This is a genomic window from Demequina sp. NBRC 110052 (assembly GCF_002090075.1).
Classification (GTDB): domain Bacteria; phylum Actinomycetota; class Actinomycetes; order Actinomycetales; family Demequinaceae; genus Demequina.
The window spans coordinates 1434570-1454661 of sequence record NZ_BBRI01000002.1; the positions used below are offsets into that span (position 1 = coordinate 1434570).

Consider the following 20092-nt stretch of genomic DNA (forward strand, 5'->3'; position numbering starts at 1 on the left):
AGAAGGCCCGGCGCGTGAGCGCCGGGCCGGTGGTGGAGCCTAGGGGACTCGAACCCCTAACCCCCTGCTTGCAAAGCAGGTGCGCTACCAATTGCGCCAAGGCCCCTTGCGGGTGATCCATCATCTCATGAGGATCTGTGGCTCGGAAGGGAGCGGCTGCGCCGCATCGACCATCCGACGCGACCTTCCGGTCGCTTCCGTGGGCCCAGGAGGACTTGAACCTCCGACCTCTTCGTTATCAGCGAAGCGCTCTAACCGCCTGAGCTATGGGCCCGTTCTCCGCGGCGTGGCCGCGGCGATAAACCATACCAAACGCGAGGGGCGCGAACCAAACTGGCGGCGGCCCCGGCGTCGGGCGTGGGTTCAGTCGTCGGTGAGGGTGACGTAGAAGCCGCCGACGACGGCGGAGACGACGTTGTAGAGGAAAGCGCCGATGGTGGTGAGCGCGGTGAGCAGCACCACGTTGACCACGGCGATGAGCGTCGTGGCGGACATGACCTTGTCGATCTCCACGAACTGCAGCAGGTCGAGGTCGGTGTTCTCGGGGAACAGGCGCAGCACCCACTCGTTGATGAGCACCCACGTGCCCATCGAGTCGAGCACGTTCCACAGCACGTACATCGCGACGACCATCATGATGCCGATCGCGATCGACAGCAGGAAGCCGATCTTGAGTGCCGACCACGGGTCGATGCGCGAGACGAGCACGCGGACCTTGCGGGGTCCGCCCTTCTTCTTGGACGCGGCGATGGGGTCGGCCGAAGCGATCTCTTCCTTCGCATTCGCCGCGGCGGACTTGATCTTGCCCAGGCCACGCCCGAACGCGGAGGTCGACTCCTCCTCGACGGGCGCTGCCGGCTGCTGCGGGGCAACGGGCTGGGCGCCGGTCGTCGGACGCGCCGGGAACGCCGTCGAGCCGGACTGCGGCGCGAAAGGGTTCGAGGCGGGGGCAGGGCTCGAGGTCGGGGCGCCGTTCGCTCCCGCTCCGGTCACCGGGGTGCCGCCGGTGAGCGGGGCGCGCGTGGGCACCTGTCCGGAGCGCAGCGGCGCGCGCTGCGGGGACACGCCCGACGCGGGGGTCACCGGGGCGGCCGACGCCGGGGCGTCGGTGGTGGGCTGCGTGGCGCGGTCGTCCGCGTTCATCGACACTCCTTCGGGACGGCGACGCGCCGTCTCACGGGGTCCAGGGTACTTGAGGCGCAGCGAAGGCTCACTCCCGCCCCCTCAGGTTTCTCAACGTACCTGGATCGAGAAAGGTTGCCCCGGCGGCGGATCGGGTGGGAGGCTTCAGTGCCCGGCGCCCAGGTGACCCGTCATGCGGCCGTGGAACTCCTGCGACGCGTCGTTGAGTCCGACGATCTCGACGCTCTTGCCGTGCGTCGCGTACTTGTGCTCGATCGAGTCGAGCGCGGCGACGGTGGAGGCGTCCCACACGTGCGAGTGCGTCATGTCGATCACGACCTTGTCCGGGTCTCCTGCATAGTCGAACTGCGAGTACAGGTCGTTCGAGCTCGCGAAGAACAGCTCGCCGCTCACGGTGTAGCGGCGCACGCCGTCGACGGGCTCCGCGCCCGTGACGTCGGCAATGTGTGCGACTCGGCGTGCGAACAACACCGACGCGAGCACGACGCCCGCGACCACGCCGTACGCGAGGTTGTGGGTCACCACGACGATCGCGACCGTCACGAGCATCACGGAGGTCTCCGAGCGCGGCATCCGCCTGAGCGTCGAGGGCCGAATCGAGTGCCAGTCGAACGTGGCCCACGAGACGAAGATCATGACCGCCACGAGAGCCGCCATCGGGATCATCGCGACCACGTCGCCCAGCGCGAGGATGAGGACCAGCAGGAACACGCCCGCCGCGAACGTCGACAGACGTGTGCGGGCACGGCCCACCTTCACGTTGATCATCGTCTGGCCGATCATCGCGCAGCCACCCATGCCGCCGAAGAAGCCCGTGATGATATTCGCGGCGCCCTGGCCCCACGCCTCACGCGTCTTGTCCGAGTGGGTGTCTGTGACGTCGTCCACGAGCTTGGCGGTCATGAGCGACTCGAGCAGGCCGACGAGCGCGACGCCCAGCGCGTAGGGAGCGACGATCTGCAGCGTCTCGAACGTCAGCGGAACGTCGGGGAAGAACAGCGTCGGCAGGCCCTCGGGGAGCGCTCCCTCGTCGCCGACGGTCGGCACGGCGATGGACGCGAGCACGGTGACGAGCGTGAGCACGACGATCGCGACGAGCGGCGCGGGGACCACGGTGGTGATCTTGGGCAGGAGCGCGATGATCGCGAGCCCCACGCCCACGAGCACGTACACGATCCAGTTGACGCCCGTGAGGTGCGGCAACTGGGCCATGAAGATGAGGATCGCGAGCGAGTTGACGAAGCCGATCATCACGGAGCGCGGGATGAACCGCATCAGCTTCGCGACCCCGAGCAGGGACAGCACCACCTGGAAGACGCCGCCGAGGATCACCGCCGCGATCAGGTAGTCGAGTCCGAAGTCACGCGCGAGCGGCGCGACGACCAGCGCCACCGCCGCGGTCGCCGCCGAGATCATGGCCGGGCGGCCGCCGAGGAACGAGATGGCGATCGCCATCGTGAACGAGGCGAACAGCCCGACGCGCGGGTCCACTCCCGCGATGATCGAGAACGAGATCGCCTCGGGGATGAGGGCGAGCGCCACCACGAGCCCCGAGAGGACCTCGGTGCGCATCACCTTGGGCGACAGCCAGTCGGGACGCTGCCACGAGCTGGGCCGCCACGGGATCCCAAAGCGATCGGTGACCTCGGGGACGCCGGTGGACGTGCGTCGGGCGGGCGCGGGCGTGCTCATGCGGGGTGCTCCTGACTGGCGGGGACATCGCTGCCAGGCAGGCGTGAGCACGCGCGTCAGCGCGTCGCTTCAGGGGTGGGGGGCCTGCCGTGGCCGCCTCAAGGGTACCGGAGGCTTCCCTGGGCGGTCACGGCACGTGACCTGCTGGGCCTACTGCTGCTCCCGGGGACCCGGCCCGCCCGGAGTGTCGTCAGTCGCGATCGGTGCCTCTGGGGCGCCCGACGCGTCGGCTGGGGGCGTCGCGGCAGCCGCCGGCGGCGCCTTCCTGCGCCCGGGCAGCGACGGCATCTGCGGCATGCGGCGCCTCTTCACCGGAGGCGGGTCGGGCTGCGGCTGGTCGAGGCCGTAATGGTCGCCGATCTCGGAAAGCAGCTCCTGCCGGTCCTCGAACTCGTAGCGCAGATGCTCCTTGTGGAACATCTTCCACAGCGACACCACCATCAGCAGCATCACGATCGAGAACGGGAGCGCCGCAATGATGGAGGCCGTCTGCAGCGCGCCGAGGCCTCCCGCCACGAGAAGAGCGGCGGCGACAAGGCCCTCGGTGACGCCCCAGAACACGCGCACCCAGCGCGGCGGGTCATCGGTGCCGTCAGCCGTGAGCATGGACACCACGAGCGAGCCCGAGTCAGACGACGTGATGAAGAACAGCGCGATGAGGATGATCGCGCCGATCGACACGAGGTACCCGCCGGGCAGGTCGGCGAGCATCGTGAACAGCGACATCGTCGAGTCGACGGATCCGTCCTCGCCGATCAGCCCGCCCGCGCCGTAGATCTCGCGGTACAGCGCCGTGCCGCCCATGATCGAGAACCACAGGAACGTGATGATCGTGGGCACCGCGAGCACTCCCGCGACGAACTCGCCCACGGTGCGACCCTTCGAGATGCGCGCGATGAAGATGCCCACGAAGGGCGCCCATGCGATCCACCAGCCCCAGTAGAACGTGGTCCAGCCCGCCTGCCAGTCCTCGCCCGCCTGGCCCTCATAGGCCGAGACGTCGAAGGTGAGGCCGATGAAGTCCTGGATGTACGTGCCGATGGACTGCACGAACTCGCGCTCGAGGAACAACGTGGGTCCCGCGATCAGCACGAACAGCATGAGGCCCCCGGCGAGCACCAGGTTCGCGTTCGAGAGCCACTTGATGCCCTTGCCCACGCCGGACAGGAGCGAGGCGAGGGAGATCGTCGTGACGATGCCGATGATGACGACCTTCGCGAGGTTGCCGGGGTTCGACAGCAGGTCCACCGCCTCCATGCCGGAGGCGATCTGGCTGACCCCGAGGCCCAGCGAGGTGGCGACGCCGAACAGGGTGCCGACGACGGCGGCCACGTCGATCGCGTGCCCGAGTCCCCCCTTGACGCGCTTGCCGAGCACCGGCTGCAGCGACCAGCGGATCGACATCGGCTTGCCGAGGCGATGCACCGTGTAGGCGATCGCGGCGCCCACCACGGCGTAGATGGCCCACGCATGGATGCCCCAGTGCATGTAGGACTGGTTGATCGCCTGCTCGGCGATGTCTGCCTGCGGCAGGCCCGCCACCGCGGGACGCGGATTGGCGTAGTGGTTCAGGGGCTCGGCCACACCCCAGAAGACGAGCCCGATGCCCATGCCGGCCGCGAACAGCATCGAGAACCAGGAGACCGTCGAGAACTCGGGGCGATCGGACTCCTTGCCCAGGCGGATGCGCCCGAACCGGCTCAGGCCCATATAGAAGGAGAACGCGACGAAGATGGCGACGGCGAGGATGTAGTACCAGCCGAGCGCACCCACGATCGACCCGTTCACGCTCTCGAAGAACTCGCCTGCCGCGTCGGGCAGCGCCATCGCGAAGATCACGAAGCCCACGATGATCACCGCGGCCGGGTAGAAGACCCACGGCGTGATGCCCGCGTTGAGGCGCGCGAGCCACGATGAGGGTTCGGGAGGAGCGGCTCCCGCGGGCGCGGCCATGTCGTCGGTCTCGGTGGTCGTGGGGGAATCCGGCTCCTGGGACATGCATGTCACCGTAGCAATGTCGCATGGCCCATGCAGGATGGAACCTTTGCCTGGACATGACGAAGGCCGGACCTCCCGGGGACTGGAGGTCCGGCCTTCGCGACGGCGGAGCCCTGGGCGGGCCCCGCCGTCAGGTGACGAGGCGCAGCGTCGGTCAGACGCTCGCGGGCTCCCACCCAGTGCCAGGCTCGCCGGCCTCGAAGGGCGCCTTGCCCGTGAGGTTGGCACGCAGCTGGGCGCCCAGGTCGGCATCCACATTGGTCCAGTACTGGATCGCGCGCTCACGGATGTCGTCCGACTTCACGGCGCCCACGTGGCCGGTGATCTGCTCGAGGATGTGAGCCTTCTCCTGGTCATTGAAGACGTCGCGGTAGAGCGTGCCCGCCTGACCGAAGTCGTCGTCCTCGGCGTGGAGCGTCGCGGCAGCGCGCACCAGCTCGCCATCGGACTGCCAGTTGCCAGCATCGCCCGCCCGCTCGGCGTCGGCGTGAGCGCCGCCGTGCGAATTGGGCGCGTACACCGGGGTCTCGGGTGACGAGAACGAGTAGCGCATCGCGCCGTCCTTGGCGTACGAGTGACCGTGCGGGCTCGCCGCGTGCGGCGAGTTGACGGGAAGGTCGGCGTGGTTGGTGCCCACGCGGTAGCGATGGGCGTCCGCGTAGCTGAAGATGCGGGCCATGAGCATCTTGTCGGGCGACGCGCCGATGCCGGGCACGAAGTTCGACGGCGCGAACGTGGCCTGCTCGATCTGCGCGAAGTAGTTCTCGGGGTTCTTGTTGAGCTCCATGACGCCCACCGGGATGAGCGGGTAGTCGCCGTGCGGCCACACCTTGGTGAGGTCGAACGGGTTGAAGCGGTACGTCTTCGCGTCCTCGTAAGGCATGACCTGCACGTAGAGGTCCCAACGCGGGTAGTCGCCGGCCTCGATGTGCTCGTAGAGGTCGCGGATGTGGTGATCGGCGTCCGAGCCTGCGAGCTGGCCCGCCTCATCGATGGTCAGACCGTGCACGCCCTGCTGGCTCTTGAAGTGGTACTTGACCCAGAAGCGCTCGCCGTCGGCGTTGATCCACTGGTAGGTGTGCGAGCCGTAGCCCTGCATCTCGCGCCACGAGCGGGGCAGGCCGCGCTCGCCCATGAGCCAGGTGACCTGGTGGGCGGACTCGGGCTGCAGCGTCCAGAAGTCCCACTGCATGTCGTTGTCACGCAGGTGCGAGCCCGGCAGGCGCTTCTGCGAGCGGATGAAGTCGGGGAACTTGATGCCGTCGCGGATGAAGAACACCGGGGTGTTATTGCCCACGAGGTCGTAGTTGCCCTCGGTCGTGTAGAACTTCAGCGCGAAGCCGCGGGGGTCGCGCCACGTGTCGGGGGAGCCGTGCTCGCCCGCGACCGAGCTGAAGCGCGCGAGCATCTCCGTCTCGACGCCGGGCTGGAACAGCGCGGCGCGCGTGTACTTCGCGATCTCGTCGTTGGTGGTCGTGAACGTGCCGAACGCGCCGCCGCCCTTGGCGTGGACCACGCGCTCCGGGACACGCTCACGGTTGAACTGCGCGAGCTTCTCGACCAGGTAGTGGTCGGTGAGCGCGGTGACGCCGTCGTTCCCGACGGTCTGCGAGTGCTGGTCGGAGGCGACGGGCGCCCCCGAGTTGGTGGTGGTGAACTTGTCCGTCATGGCTGGCGGACCTCCTCTGCGTGGTGGGGACGTGAGAGTTCAGTGGACAGTGGCGACGGAGGCCTCGCGGCACTCCGTGCACACTCCCCAGTAGGTGACCTCGGCCTCTGCGATCGCGAAGCCGTGGGTCTCGGAAGGTGTGAGGCAGGGCGCATGCCCGACGCTGCAGTCGACGTCGGCGACCTTGCCGCAGTGCGTGCAGACGACGTGGTGATGGTTGTCGCCCACCCGGAGTTCGTAGAGGGCCGGCGAGCCGGCAGGCTCGATCCGACGCGCGAGGCCGTGCGTGGCGAGGTCGCCGAGCACGTTGTAGACCGCCTGAAGCGAGGTCCGCGGAAGCGTCTCGCTGACCTTCGCGAAGATCGCGTCGGCTGCGGCGTGCGGCATCTCGACCAGGGCGTCGATCACCGCGACGCGAGGCGCGGTGATGCGCAGGCCGGAGTCGGCCAGCATCGTGCGCGCGTCGAGGTCCATGCCTCTGACACTAGCGGTCTCTTTTGAATTGATCAAATCAAATGCCGCGGCGGCTCTCGCCCTGCAGCCCGGGTACAGACGGAGCATGCTGGGAGGCGAGGAAGGTGCGCGCCTGCCCGTCCTGACCCCAGCGTCGGCCGTCTCGGTGACCTAGGGCCCAGGCATGCCCCCGGGGGCAGGCGTAGCCTCAAAGCAGGTCAAATACCCCGGGAGGTATGAATCATGAAGCTCGTCGTCGTCGGCGGAGTCGCCGCAGGAGCATCCACCGCAGCCAGGGCACGTCGCCTCGACGAGTCCGCCGAGATCGTCGTCTTCGAACGCGGCCACCACGTCTCGTTCGCGAACTGCGGCCTGCCGTACCACGTGGGCGAGGTGATCTCCGAGCGCTCCCGCCTGCTGCTGCAGACGCCTGAGAGCCTGCGCGAGTCCCTCGACATCGACGTGCGCATCGCCACCGAGGTCGTCGCGATCGACCGAGAGGCAAAGACGGTCTCCGTACGCGAGGTGGACACCGGCAAGCAGTACACCGAGTCGTACGACAAGCTCGCACTCTGCATGGGAGCCGAGGCGGTGCGTCCGCCGCTGCCCGGCATCGACCACCCCGCCGTGGAGGTGCTGCGTCGCATCGGCGACATGGACCGCATCAAGACCCGCCTCGACGCCGCCATCGACGCGCAGAAGGCGGGACGCCGCGGCACGGTCACCGCCGTGGTCGTCGGCGCAGGCTACATCGGACTCGAGATGGCCGAGAACCTGCACCACCGCGGGGTCAAGGTCGACGTGGTCGAGCTCGCGCCGCAGATCCTTCCCCCGGTCGACGCCGACATCGCCGCCCCCGTCGAGCGCCACCTGCGCATGCGCGGCATCGGACTCCACCTCTCGACCGCTGCGGCGGCGTTCCAGCCGCTCGCCGACGCCGACGGCAATGACCGCGTGAGCGTCGAGCTCAACTCGGGGACCACGCTCAAGGCGGACCTGGTGATCCTCGCCGCGGGCGTCAAGCCTGCGGTGGAGCTCGTGAAGGACGCCGGGATCGAGCTCGGCGAGCGCGGCGGCATCAAGGTCGATACCCACATGCGCACCTCGGACCCGTCCATCTACGCCGCGGGTGACGCTGTCGAGACTCCGCACCCCGTGCTGCCCGGCGAGTTCCTCGCGCCCCTCGCGGGACCGGCGAACCGCCAGGCTCGCGTCGCCGCCGAGAACATGTGCGGTCGCGACTCCGAGTACAAGTCCACCCAGGGGACTTCGATCGTCAAGGTGTTCGACATGGTCGCGGGCGGCACCGGCGCCACCAAGCGTCAGCTCGAGGCCGCGGGCATCGACTACCGCGTGATCCACGTGCACCCGTCGGGCCACGCCGGCTACTACCCCGGCACAGCGATGATGCACATCAAGCTGCTGTTCTCGCCGAAGGACGGCGCGATCTACGGAGCCCAGGTGTGCGGCTTCGACGGGGTCGACAAGCGCATCGACGTGTTCGCGATGGCGATCCGCGCAGGCCTCACCGTCTTCGACCTCGAGGAGCAGGAGCTCGCCTACGCGCCGCCGTTCGGCTCCGCGAAGGACCCCGTCAACATGGCCGGCTTCGTCGCGGCCAACACCATCCGCGGCGACTTCGACCTCTGGTACGCCGAGGAGTGGCCGCTCGCCGACGGGACTCGCCTCGTCGACGTCCGCACTCCCGAGGAGTACGGCATCCACCACCTGCCGGGCGCCGAGAGCGTGCCGCTCGCCGACTTCCGTGAGGCCGTCAAGTCCTGGACCGACAAGGACCAGCCGATCCGCGTGTACTGCGCAGTGGGCTTCCGGTCGTACCTCGCGCACCGCATCCTCATCCAGAACGGCTTCACCGACGTGAAGACCCTCTCGGGAGGCTCGACCACCTACGGTCATGTGCACGACAACCCCGCCGAGGAGTACAGCGCGCAGCCTCCGATGGAGAACTACGCGGAGAAGGTGTCCGTCGCGTCGGCGGTCGCCGCGGCGACCGGCAAGCAGACCGACCTGGACTGCACTGGCCTCGCATGCCCCGGCCCGATCATGCGGCTCGCGAACGCGATGAAGGCCGCAGATGCCGGCGACGAGATCCGCGTCACCGTCTCCGACCCGGGCTTCGCACTCGACGGACCTGCGTGGGCGTCCAAGAACGGGCACACGCTCGTGTCGATGGACCCCAAGGGCCCCGGATTCGTCGCGACGTTCCGCAAGGGCGGCGTCGCCCCGGTCCAGGTGGGCGGCAGCAACGGCGGCAACAAGCTGTCGATGGTGGTCTTCTCCGGCGACCTCGACAAGCAACTGGCGGCGTTCATCATCGCCAACGGCGCGCTGGCCATGGGCCAGGAGGTCTCCCTGTTCTTCACCTTCTGGGGACTCAACGCGCTGCGCCGCACTGACCCGCCCAAGCGCGACAAGTCCATGATGGACAAGATGTTCGGCGCCATGATGCCGAAGGGCGCTGAGAAGCTGACGCTCTCGCAGATGCACATGGCTGGCGCTGGCACCGCGATGATCAAGAACGTCATGAAGCAGCACGACGTGCAGTCGCTGCCCGAGCTCATCAAGAACGCGCAGGACGGCGGCGCCCGCCTGCTCGGCTGCACGATGACCATGGATCTGCTGGGCATGGCGCAGTCCGACCTCATCGAGGGCGTCGAGCTCGCCGGCGTGGCGACCTTCCTGGGCGAGGCCCAGGAGTCAGGAACCACGCTGTTCATCTAGCGTGCGATCCGCCCGAGCGCGGGCGCAGACATCGAGAGGCCCGGGGAGACCCGGGCCTCTCGGCGTGTATGCGAGGTGCGCAGTGCTGCAGCATCGCGTAGCATCTCTGCAAACGGATAGTTCTCACCACTTATCTTCGCTGGAGTCCCCGTGCCACATGCTCCCCTTCGAGTGCAGACCCACGTCGCGCTCGTCCTCGCGCTCGTCGCCTCTTTCGACATCCTCCCGGCCACCCCCGCAGCGGCCGCCACCGTGACGCAGGCCGGCATCACCTACGAGACCGCCGGCGACGGCACCGCCACGGTCACCGGCTTCGACGGGTCGAGCGCCTCGGTGACCATCCCGGACTCGATCACCGAGGCGGCAACCGAGTACCTGGTGATCGCCATCGCGGACCACGCCTTCGATGGGAATGCGTTGACCTCCGTGACGATCGGCGACGAGGTGCGCCGCGTCGGCCGCAATGCCTTCTGGAACTCCGGAATCACCTCGCTCACGCTCGGCAGTTCCGTGGAGACGATCGCCTGGGCGGCCTTCGAAGGCACCAGCCTCGGCGACGTCGTCATCCCGTCCAGCGTCACCACCATCGAGAACTACGCCTTCGCAGGCTCGGGACTGACGAGCGTCACCATCGACGGCGCCGACACCTCGATCGGCTACGAGGCATTCGCCCGCAACCCCGCCCTCGCCTCCGTCGACCTCGGCAACGGCGCCACCACCATCGGCGAGCGCGCATTCCAGAACCTCACGAACCTCACCCACCTCGACCTTGGCGGCACCACCAGCATCGGCTACGCCGCCTTCGAAGGCACCCACCTCGGCAACCTCACCATCCCCGCCAGCGTCACCGCGATGGGCTCCTACGCGTTCAAGGACGCCGGCCTCACCAGCGTCGTCATCGAGAACGCTGCCTTCACCATCCCGGCTGAAGCGTTCTTCCTCAACCCCGACCTCGCCGTCGTGGACCTCGGCAATGCCGTCACCGGCATCGGACATCACGCATTCGCGGACGCATCGCTCTCCGAGGTCTCGGTGCCGGGCACCGTCGTCTCCATCGGCAACTTCGGGTTTGCAGGAAACGTGGGTCTCACGACGCTCTCGCTGGCACCCGGGCTCGAGACCATCGGCGATGGAGCCTTCGCCTACACCGATCTGCGGGAGGTCACCATCCCGTCCACGGTCACCACCATCGTCGACGGAGCCTTCCTATTGAGCGGGCTCACGTCCGTCACCATCGACGATGCCGCCGTCAGCATCGGAAGGTTCGCATTCGGATACAACACCATCGAGTCGCTGGACCTCGGAAGCGCCACTGTCTCGATCGGTGCACGGGCGTTCCGAAACAACGCGCTCACCACGGTGACGCTGCCCGAGCAGGTCTCGATCGTCGGACCTGACGCTTTCGATGGCAACCCCTTGGAGACCGTGCGGGTCCTCGGACCTCTCGCCACCTACCCTGGCGGCTCGTCCTACGGCCCCTTCGGGCCAGGACTCGATCCGCTCATCCAGTTCTCCGAGGAGCATCGCGCGAGCGGCTACACGAGCCCTACCGTCACGCTTGGCGGCGCCACCTACCGCTCCGTCGGCCTGATCACGGTGTCCATCAAGACCAACCTGACGGCTGAGCCGACCGTGCTCGAGGTGCCGTCCGGCTGGGTGCTCGCGGCGCCTTCACTGGTCGAGGACGGCTACTGGCTCACGTCGCTCTCCACCATCCCCGCCGGGATCCAGGTGGGCGAGACACTCACACAGTCCGCGACGATCACGGCGGAACTCGCGCCGACCGCCGTGTCCGGCGCCGCGTCGGCCGTGCGGGGCGAGCCGTATCGCGTCGAGGTCACCGGGGTGCCCGATGGTGGACGGGTCGCGGTCGAGCTCCACTCGGCGCCCGTGGACCTCGGCACGCACGAGGTGGTCGACGGCGCCGTGACCGTCACGATCCCCTCCGACGCCGAGTTCGGCGCGCACGACCTCGTCGTGACCGGCGAGCAGTACGGCACCGCAGTCGGCACGGTGCAGCTCACCGTCGTCGAACCGCTGGCCGAGACAGGGCCCGACGGCGCATCGCGAACCATGGGGCTCGCGCTGGTGTGCGTGCTGATGGGCGTCGCCGCACTGTTCGGACGACGCCTCCGGTACTGACGCCGCTCAGGCCACGCCGGTGAGCGTGCGCTCGAGATGTTCCACGTGGAACGTCGTGCCGCCGCGCGCGTCGAAGCGCTCCGCGAGGTGACGGGCTGCCGCCACCGCGCGCGGCGCGGCCTGTGCGACGGTCCAGGGTTGATGGCCGGTCGGTAGCAGGCGCCCGACGCGGGGGTCACCTGCCGTGCTCAGCGGCTCGGATCCCAATCCGGCGGCCTCCAGACCTGACAGCACGGCCGCGAGCTCTCGCAGCGCAGACATGCGCAGGTGCGTCGCCAGTGCTGAGCCCATCGCCCACGGCAGCGCGGACTCGACATGCTTGAGCGCCTCGTCGAACCGCCCGGTCGCGAGCGCGTAGCGGGCGAGCCGCCCCAGCACCTCGGGCGTCGTCGGCCGCGCCTGCACACGACGCGACGCCGAGGCATACGCGGCCTCCGCGTCGGGCATGCGTCCCATCGCGGTCCACGCGAAGAGGCCCCGGCTCAGCGCGGAGGCGGGCTGGTCGGCGTCGACGCACGGCTCAGCGGCGTAGTCATCACACGCTGCAATCGCCGCCTCGACGCGCCCCGCGGAGTCGGCGATCTGCGCGGCGATGTCACGCGTGCATCGGATGCAGTGCGTCATCGCGTCGCCCGGAGTCAGGATCGCCTCGTCGATGTGCGCGGCGGCCGCGTCAGCGTCGCCGAGCGCCCACGCGTGCAGCGCGCGCAAGACGGAGACCGCATGCGGACCCGTGCCCGCAAGGCGACGTTCGTGCGCATCGATCAGCTCCGTCACCCGCGCCGGCGCGAGTGCATCTGAGAGCGCGAGCTGTCGCAGGGCCCAGTCCTCGAGATAGAGCACGTCCTCCGTGCGATCGAGTCGGCGCGGATGCGAGGCAGGGTCATCATCGTGCCTCGCGACACACCAGGCGAGGTGCGTCACCGCCTCGGAGACCTCGAAGCGCATCGCAGCGTTCGGCACCGCGCGCAGCCGTGCCGCGTACTCGACGCCGGCGTCGTTCGCCTCGCGCGCGAGCGCGATCGACTCGTCGAGGAGCATCGCCTGGGCGCGCAGCTCCCAGGTCCGATCCGCGCGCTCGATCAGCTCGAGCGCCCTCGCGACGGTCACGCGAAGTCCTCGGGACGCAGCTCGCCGAACCCTTCCAGGCCGACTTGCAGGGCAATGAGCTCCTGAAGCGCGTCGCCGAGCGCGCGGCGGTCGCGGCCCTCGAGCGGGTGGTGCCCGGCGAGGAGCGCGGTGACCAGCAGCACCTGAACCACGCGGACGAACACCGCTTCGTCGCTCAGCCGCGCGAGCGCCCGCACGGTCGTATCGTTCCAGTTCAGGCACAGTCGAGCGACGGGCGCGTCGCTGCGGTCGGCGGCCTCGGCTCGCTCGACTGCATCGAGCACCTCTGTCCAGGGATTCGGCATCGACCATGCGTAGCCTTCGCCGCGAGCTCGGCGGCGGTCGGCCGCGCGAAGCGCCTCGGCGTCCTGCACGTACAGCGCCGGCACCTCGAGCTGGGGGATGCTTCGCACCTCGACCTGCAGTCCGCCGCGATCGGCAAGCACGTCCGAAGCGCGCCGCGCGACCTCGCGAGCCAGGGCGGCGTCTTCCCCCGACGGCGGGGCAAGCGTGTCGATCAGCGTCGCGACGTCCACCTCCTCGGTCGGCACGATCCCCAGTCGGCCAGCCAGGCGCAGAATCGCCTCGTCGTACGCATGACCGGCGTTCACGAGCAGGCCAGGGGTGAGCCCTGCTGCCTGACGGAACTCGTCCACGGTCGGCGCGTAGTGAACCGTCTGGCCGAGCGAGGCGAGATCGGCAAGCGTGCGCTCGCCCTCCGTGGTCGGTACGACCAGATGCGGAAGGACGACGTGCGCGAGCGGCACGTCCACGAGGCACAGCTGCTTGAGCGCCATCCCGTGCACCGCCACGAACATGCGCAGCAGCCCGGGATTCTCGTCAGCGGTGACGCGGATCCAGCTACGCAGAGACCGATCGATCGCCTCGCGCGTGGCGGTGAGCGCGTCGTCGTCCACGAGCGCCTCGCGCGACGCGGTCGGGGTGAGTCCCGTCGAGTCCACGACCACGGCCACGAAGAATGACCACTCCGGGAGCAGCCGCTCGACGCGGTCACCCACCAGCATCCCGCCCAGGTACACGCGCGCGGGAGGCGCCGCACCGGGAGGCGGAGGGGTGGGAAGCACATACGCCGTGCCGAAGGTTCCGGTCTCCGGCACGGCGAGCGCGATCGTCGCGAGCGGCGCCGCGCCCAACAAGCTCTCGCCGTACAGCTCTCGGTCCACCGGGTTCGCGAGGAACGGCGCCGCGCTCGTCACCTGCGCCCAGCCGACGCTGGGTTCGGCGATCCTCACCGTCACCTTCAGGTGCGCCGCGAAGCGCGCCGCCGCATGGCGCACGAACAGGTCGTCGACCAGCATCCGCGCATCGGGCCGAGGGCGCACCGTCACCGTGGAACCCACGGGAACCGCGTCGGCCTCCGCCGCCTCGAGCTCCGTCACGGTGAACGTGCCGTCGGACCGGCCCGTCCACACGCACGGCGGCGCTCCGGTGATCGAGCGCGACACCACCTCGATCTGGTCCGCCACCATGAACGCGCTCAGCAGTCCCACGCCGAACCGTCCCAGCCGGTCGGTGCGCGGCAGGTCGAGCAGATCCTTCTTGGAGGACCTGCCCACGGTGGCGAGCAGCTCACGCGCTTCGGACGCGGTGAGCCCGACGCCGTCGTCGGTGATCACCAGCGCGTCACCGTCGTGCCTGGCCGGCGTGATCGACACAGCGCCTTCATGCCCGGGCTCGATTTCCGCCCGAGCCGCCACGGCGTCGGCCGCGTTCTGGATCAGCTCCCGCAGGTACACCCGCGGCGACGAGTACAGCGACCGCCCGAGCAGGTCCACGACACCTGCGAGGTCCACCTGGAAGCGCTCGGGCGCGGTCACTGCCTACTCCGTTGCGTCAGCCGTGGTCGCCTCGCCGTCAGTGACGCCGTCCTCGGCTTCCGCCTGCTCCTCGAGGTTGCGCTCGACGTTGCGGGCGATGCCGATAATGCGGTCGTTCTTGCCAGGCTTGGCGAAGATGACGCCCATCGTGTTCTTGCCCTTGACCGGCACCTCGGTGACGGACGACCGCATGACCTTGCCGGACTCCATGATGACCAGCACTTCGTCGGTGTCGTCCACGAGCATCGCCCCGACCAGGTCGCCGCGCTCCTCGGTGAGGGTCGCAACCTTCACGCCCAGGCCTCCGCGGTGCTTGGGGGACCAGGCCGACGCCGCCGTGCGCTTCGCGTAGCCGGCTGCGGTCACGACGAACGAGTACGGGCCGCCTGCGGCGACGACGGCCTCGACCGCGTCCTCGGCGACCTCCTCGCCCGCATCCTCGCCCGCGTCGGCCGTGCCCGCGAGGATGACGTCCATCGCCAGCAGCTCGTCGTCGTCCCGGAAGGACATGCCCTTGACGCCCGACGTTGCGCGGCCCATGGGACGGAGCTCGTCATCGGTCGCGTGGAATCGGAGCGACTGGCCCTTGCGGCTGACCAGCATGAGGTCGTCGTCCTCCGATGCGAGTCGCGCCGAGACGAGCTCGTCAGGACGAAGCTCGCCGTCCTCGCCCTCGACCTCACGGAGGTTGATCGCGATGAGACCGCCGGAACGGTTGGAGTCGTAGGCGCTCAGGTGCGTCTTCTTCACCAGACCGCGCTTGGTGGCGAGCACGAGGTACGGCTTGTCCTCGTAGGTGCGCAGGTCCATGACCTGCGCGATCTCCTCGCCCGGCTGGAAGGCCAGCAGGTTCGCGACGTGCTGACCCTTCGAGTCGCGGCCGCCTTCCGGCAGCTCGTAGCCCTTCGCCCGGTACACGCGACCCATGTTCGTGAAGAACAGCAGCCAGTGGTGCGTGGTGGTGACGAAGAAGTGATCCACCATGTCGTCGCTGCGCAGCGTCGCACCGCGCACGCCCTTGCCGCCGCGCTTCTGCGCGCGGTACTGGTCGGAGCGGGTGCGCTTGACGTAGCCGCCCGAGGTGATCGTGACGACGACCTCCTCCTGTGCGATGAGGTCCTCGACGTCTACCGAGCCGTCGAACGGGGAGATCTCGGTACGGCGCTCGTCGCCGAACTTCTTGACGACCTCAGCGAGCTCCTCGGAGATGATCGTGCGCTGGCGCGGCTCCGAGGCGAGGATCGCCTTGAAGTCTTCGATCTTCTCCATGAGCTCGGCGTACTCGGCCTCGATGCGCTGACGCTCCAGCGCGGCAAGGCGACGCAGCTGGAGGTTGAGGATCGCGTTCGCCTGGATCTCGTCGACGTCCAGGAGCTCCATGAGTCCCGTGCGGGCCTCGTCGGCTGAAGGGGAGCGACGGATGAGCGCGATGACCTCGTCCAGCATGTCGAGGGCCTTCACGTAGCCACGCAGGATGTGGGCCTCGCGTTCGGCCTTCGCCAGGCGGAACGCGGTCCGACGCTGAATGACTTCGATCTGGTGCGCGATCCAGTGCTTGACGAACTGGTCGATGCTGAGGGTGCGGGGCACGCCGTCCACCAGCGCGACCATGTTCGCGCCGAAGGTCTCCTGCAGCTGCGTGTGCTTGTACAGGTTGTTCAGCACGACCTTCGCGACGGCGTCGCGCTTGAGCACGATCACCAGTCGCTGGCCGGTGCGACCCGAGGTCTCATCGCGGATATCGGCGATGCCCGTGAGCTTGCCGTCCTTGACGAGCTCCGCGATCTTGAGCGCAAGGTTGTCCGGGTTGACCTGGTACGGAAGCTCGGTGACGACGAGGCACTGACGACCCTGGAGCTCCTCGACGTTCACGACGGAGCGCATGGTGATCGAACCACGGCCCGTGCGGTACGCCTCCTCGATGCCCTTGCGGCCGAGGATCATCGCGGCCGTGGGGAAGTCGGGTCCCTGGATGCGCTCGATCAGCGCCTCCTGGAGCTCCTCACGCGAGGCCTCCGGGTGGTCGAGCGACCACTGCACGCCGTCCGCCACCTCACGAAGGTTGTGGGGCGGGATGTTGGTCGCCATGCCGACCGCGATGCCGGCGGAGCCGTTGACGAGCAGGTTGGGGAAGCGCGCCGGCAGCACCGACGGCTCCTGAGTCTTGCCGTCGTAGTTGTCCTGGAAGTCGACGGTGTCCTCGTCGATGTCCCGCACCATCTCCATGGCGATCGGCGCCATGCGCGACTCGGTGTAGCGGTGCGCAGCGGCGGGGTCGTTTCCGGGAGAGCCGAAGTTGCCCTGGCCGTCCGCCAGCGGGTAGCGCAGGGACCAGTCCTGCACCATGCGGACGAGGGTGTCGTACACCGCACCGTCGCCGTGCGGGTGGTAGTTACCCATCACCTCGCCGATGATGCGGGTGCACTTCGAGAACGAGCGGTCGGGTCGGTAGCCGCCGTCGTACATCGCGTAGACGACGCGGCGATGGACGGGCTTCATCCCATCGCGCACATCCGGGAGGGCGCGGCCGACGATGACGGACATGGCGTAGTCCAGGTAGGACTGCTGCATCTCCACATTGAGATCGACCTTCTCGATCATGCCGTGGTTGTGGACCTCAGATGTCAAGGAACCTCACGTCCTTCGCGTTGCGCTGGATGAAGCTGCGGCGGGCCTCGACGTCCTCGCCCATGAGCACGGTGAAGGTCTCGTCGGCGAGCGCTGCGTCGTCCATGGTGACCTGCAGCAGGGTGCGGGTCTCGGGATCCATCGTGGTTTCCCACAGCTCCGAGTAGTCCATCTCACCCAGACCCTTGTAGCGCTGGATGCCGTTGTCCTTGGGCATCTTTCGGCCCGCCTCGCGGCCCAGCTTGAGCATCGCGTCGCGCTCACGGTCGGTGAATGCGTACTCGTGATCGGAGTTGGACCACTTGAGCTTGTACAGCGGTGGCTGCGCGAGATACACATACCCGGCTTCGATGAGCGGGCGCATGTAGCGGAACAGCACGGTGAGCAGCAGGGTCCGGATGTGCTGGCCGTCGACGTCAGCATCGGCCATCAGCACGATCTTGTGATACCTGGCCTTGTCGAGGTCGAACTCGTCGCCGATGCCGGACCCGAAGGCCGTGAACAGCGCCTGGATCTCGGCATTGGCGAGAGCCTTGTCCAGGCGCGCGCGCTCGACGTTGAGCACCTTGCCGCGCAGCGGCAGGATCGCCTGGGTCGCGGGGTTGCGTCCGCGCACTGCGGAGCCGCCCGCCGAGTCTCCCTCGACGAGGAAGATCTCGGAGATCGACGGGTCCTTCGAGGAGCAGTCGCGCAGCTTGCCAGGCATGCCGCCGGACTCGAGGAGCCCCTTGCGGCGGGTCGCTTCGCGCGCCTTGCGGGCGGCGATGCGTGCCTGCGATGCCTGCATCGACTTGCGGATGATCTCGCGCGCCTCGTTCGGGTGCGAGTCGAGCCAGTCGGTGAGCTGCTCGCCGACGACGCGCTGGACGAAGGTCTTCGCCTCGGTGTTGCCGAGCTTGGTCTTGGTCTGGCCCTCGAACTGGGGCTCGCCGAGCTTGACGGAGATCACGGCGGTGAGGCCTTCACGGACGTCGTCGCCCGTGAGGTTGTCGTCCTTCTCCTTGAGGATGTTCTTCTCGCGCGCATACCTGTTGATCAGGGTGGTCAGCGCGGCGCGGAAGCCCTCCTCGTGCGTGCCGCCCTCGGTGGTGGCGATCGTGTTCGCGTACGTGAACACTGACTCCGAGTAGGCGGACGTCCACTGCATCGCCATCTCGAGCGAGATCTTCTTCTCGGTGTCCTCGGCCTCGAGGGAGATCACGTCCTCGTGGACCAGCTCCGACTTCTTGGCGGCGTTGAGGTGCGAGACGTAGTCAACCAGTCCGCCGTCGTAGCGGTAGGTGACGGAGCGGGACGTGGGGATCTCGTCGTCGTCCGCGGCCTCGTCGCTCGGTGCGATGTGCTCGGGGCGCTCGTCCGTGAGCGTGATCGACAGGCCCTTGTTGAGGAACGCCATCTGCTGGAAGCGTGCGCGCAGCGTCTCGTAGTCGTAGACCGTGGTCTCGAAGATCTCCGGGTCGGCCCAGAAGGTCTGCTGCGTGCCGGTCTCGTCGGTGTCCTCACCCTTGACCAGGGTGGTCTGGGGCTTGCCGCCGTCACCGAACGACTGGCGCCAGACGCTTCCCTGCCGCTTCACCTCGGTCTCGACCTTGTGCGACAGCGCGTTCACCACGGAGATGCCGACGCCGTGCAGACCGCCGGAGACCGCGTACCCGCCGCCGCCGAACTTTCCTCCGGCGTGCAAGATCGTCATGACGACCTCGACGGTCGGCTTGCCCTCGGTGGGGTGCATGTCGACGGGGATGCCGCGGCCGTTGTCGGTCACGCGCACGCCGCCGTCGGCGAGGAGCGTCACGGTGATGGTGTCGCAGTAGCCGGCGAGCGCCTCATCCACCGAGTTGTCGACCACCTCATAGACGAGGTGGTGTAGACCTCGCTCGCCTGTCGAGCCGATGTACATGCCGGGCCGCTTGCGGACCGCCTCGAGACCCTCGAGGACGGTGATGTTCTCGGCGCCGTACTCAGGTGCACCCGAGGGGGTCGCGCTGTCTGTCACGTAGATCGCCTTTCAAGCCCCTGACGCGACCTCAGATGGCTCGCGTCATATCCTGGATCATTCTAGTGGCCCTGAGAGGCTTTCTGGGCCTGTTCACAGGGGTTTTCCGGCTTTCGCTCGGAGTACATGATCGAGGTTCGCAACGGCGATCCCCGCGAGCGGGTGGATCGGGGCCTCTCGGCTCACCCGTAGGTGTCGCGTGGACCGCGGCCGCGCACCGTGCGCGGACCCTTCGTCCACGTGCGCGCCGTCGGCCCGAGCACGGTCAGCTCCTTGACGAGGTCGCGCCCGAGCTCCTCGTTCAGGCGGTGCATGAGCTGACCCTTCATCAGGGTCAGCTGCGTCGCCCATGCGGTCGAGGTTGCCTTCACGGTGAGCACGCCGTCCTCGAACCCGAGGGGCTCGCAGCGATCGGCGATCTGGTCTCCCACCACCTCGCGCCAGCGCGCCGTCACCGACGTGATCTCGATCTGCTCGGCCCAGCCCATGCGACGCAGGAGCGTGGTGACCGCATCCGACATCGGGCGCGGGTCCCGGCCCGCGCCGAAGGGCTGGGGATCCCGGTCCAGCTGGGCGCGTTTCTCGTTCCTGTCCCGACGCGCCGCGCGAGGTGACGTACGTCGCGCGCCTCGTTCTCGAGCGGACGCCCGCGCGCGTTCCATGGCCTCGCGCGCGAGGTCT

12 protein-coding genes and 2 tRNA genes are annotated in these 20092 nt (G+C 68.5%); 2 read left to right on the forward strand and 12 right to left on the reverse strand.

Annotated features, from left to right (window positions below):
- Positions 1-30 precede the first annotated feature (30 nt).
- The 7 genes from B7K21_RS06960 to B7K21_RS06990 all read right to left on the reverse strand — a co-directional run bounded on the left by B7K21_RS06960 (position 31) and on the right by B7K21_RS06990 (position 6976).
- Positions 31-106 (reverse strand) — tRNA-Ala (locus tag B7K21_RS06960).
- A gap of 94 nt (positions 107-200) precedes the next feature.
- Positions 201-274 (reverse strand) — tRNA-Ile (locus tag B7K21_RS06965).
- 89 nt (positions 275-363) lie between these two features.
- Positions 364-1143, reverse strand: coding sequence for a DUF3566 domain-containing protein (locus B7K21_RS06970; protein ID WP_084074554.1), 780 nt, complete (start codon positions 1141-1143; stop codon positions 364-366).
- A gap of 144 nt (positions 1144-1287) precedes the next feature.
- The gene (locus B7K21_RS06975) at positions 1288-2835 is read right to left on the reverse strand and encodes a SulP family inorganic anion transporter (protein ID WP_084074556.1); all 1548 of its coding nucleotides are present in this window, start codon (positions 2833-2835) and stop codon (positions 1288-1290) included.
- A 150-nt stretch (positions 2836-2985) separates the two neighbouring features.
- On the reverse strand, positions 2986-4833 hold the full coding sequence (locus B7K21_RS06980) for a BCCT family transporter (protein ID WP_084074559.1): 1848 nt from the start codon (positions 4831-4833) through the stop codon (positions 2986-2988).
- A 154-nt stretch (positions 4834-4987) separates the two neighbouring features.
- The gene (locus tag B7K21_RS06985; protein ID WP_084074562.1) at positions 4988-6502 is read right to left on the reverse strand and encodes a catalase; all 1515 of its coding nucleotides are present in this window, start codon (positions 6500-6502) and stop codon (positions 4988-4990) included.
- Positions 6503-6541: 39 nt separating this feature from the next.
- Entirely contained in the window at positions 6542-6976 is a 435-nt protein-coding gene (locus B7K21_RS06990; protein ID WP_084074564.1) for a Fur family transcriptional regulator, read from the reverse strand.
- Between the two features lie 222 nt (positions 6977-7198).
- Between B7K21_RS06990 and B7K21_RS06995 the strand changes: the two genes are divergently transcribed.
- A complete protein-coding gene (locus tag B7K21_RS06995) occupies positions 7199-9697 on the forward strand; it encodes an FAD-dependent oxidoreductase (protein ID WP_084074567.1) in 2499 nt (832 codons plus the stop codon).
- Between the two features lie 171 nt (positions 9698-9868).
- Positions 9869-11839: a leucine-rich repeat domain-containing protein gene (locus B7K21_RS07000; RefSeq protein ID WP_159448441.1), complete on the forward strand. Its 1971-nt coding sequence runs from the start codon at positions 9869-9871 to the stop codon at positions 11837-11839.
- 6 nt (positions 11840-11845) lie between these two features.
- On the opposite strand, the gene B7K21_RS07005 is transcribed toward B7K21_RS07000, so the two are convergent.
- The 5 genes from B7K21_RS07005 to B7K21_RS12825 form a co-directional block, all read right to left on the reverse strand.
- Positions 11846-12949 carry a hypothetical protein gene (locus tag B7K21_RS07005; protein WP_084074572.1) on the reverse strand — a complete coding sequence of 368 codons (1104 nt, stop codon included), beginning with the start codon at positions 12947-12949 and terminating at the stop codon, positions 11846-11848.
- Positions 12946-14787, reverse strand: coding sequence for an HSP90 family protein (locus tag B7K21_RS07010; protein ID WP_084074574.1), 1842 nt, complete (start codon positions 14785-14787; stop codon positions 12946-12948). Before B7K21_RS07010 ends, B7K21_RS07005 begins: the two co-directional genes overlap by 4 nt.
- Before the next feature lie 3 nt (positions 14788-14790).
- A complete protein-coding gene (gene gyrA, locus B7K21_RS07015) occupies positions 14791-17388 on the reverse strand; it encodes a DNA gyrase subunit A (RefSeq protein ID WP_084074576.1) in 2598 nt (865 codons plus the stop codon).
- A 16-nt stretch (positions 17389-17404) separates the two neighbouring features.
- Positions 17405-19411, reverse strand: coding sequence for a DNA topoisomerase (ATP-hydrolyzing) subunit B (gene gyrB, locus B7K21_RS07020; RefSeq protein ID WP_234989205.1), 2007 nt, complete (start codon positions 19409-19411; stop codon positions 17405-17407).
- 182 nt (positions 19412-19593) lie between these two features.
- Entirely contained in the window at positions 19594-19932 is a 339-nt protein-coding gene (locus B7K21_RS12825) for a DUF721 domain-containing protein (RefSeq protein ID WP_234989206.1), read from the reverse strand.
- Positions 19933-20092: the final 160 nt, after the last annotated feature.

What these genes read in the sequence shown, in the direction of transcription:
- B7K21_RS06995 (WP_084074567.1), top strand. Translation starts at nt 7,199, where the DNA reads ATGAAGCTCGTCGTCGTCGGCGGAGTCGCCGCAGGAGCATCCACCGCA.
- B7K21_RS06975 (WP_084074556.1), bottom strand. Translation starts at nt 2,835, where the DNA reads ATGAGCACGCCCGCGCCCGCCCGACGCACGTCCACCGGCGTCCCCGAG.
- B7K21_RS06990 (WP_084074564.1), bottom strand. Translation starts at nt 6,976, where the DNA reads ATGGACCTCGACGCGCGCACGATGCTGGCCGACTCCGGCCTGCGCATC.
- gyrA (WP_084074576.1), bottom strand. Translation starts at nt 17,388, where the DNA reads ATGATCGAGAAGGTCGATCTCAATGTGGAGATGCAGCAGTCCTACCTG.
- B7K21_RS06980 (WP_084074559.1), bottom strand. Translation starts at nt 4,833, where the DNA reads ATGTCCCAGGAGCCGGATTCCCCCACGACCACCGAGACCGACGACATG.
- B7K21_RS06985 (WP_084074562.1), bottom strand. Translation starts at nt 6,502, where the DNA reads ATGACGGACAAGTTCACCACCACCAACTCGGGGGCGCCCGTCGCCTCC.
- B7K21_RS06970 (WP_084074554.1), bottom strand. Translation starts at nt 1,143, where the DNA reads ATGAACGCGGACGACCGCGCCACGCAGCCCACCACCGACGCCCCGGCG.
- B7K21_RS12825 (WP_234989206.1), bottom strand. Translation starts at nt 19,932, where the DNA reads ATGTCGGATGCGGTCACCACGCTCCTGCGTCGCATGGGCTGGGCCGAG.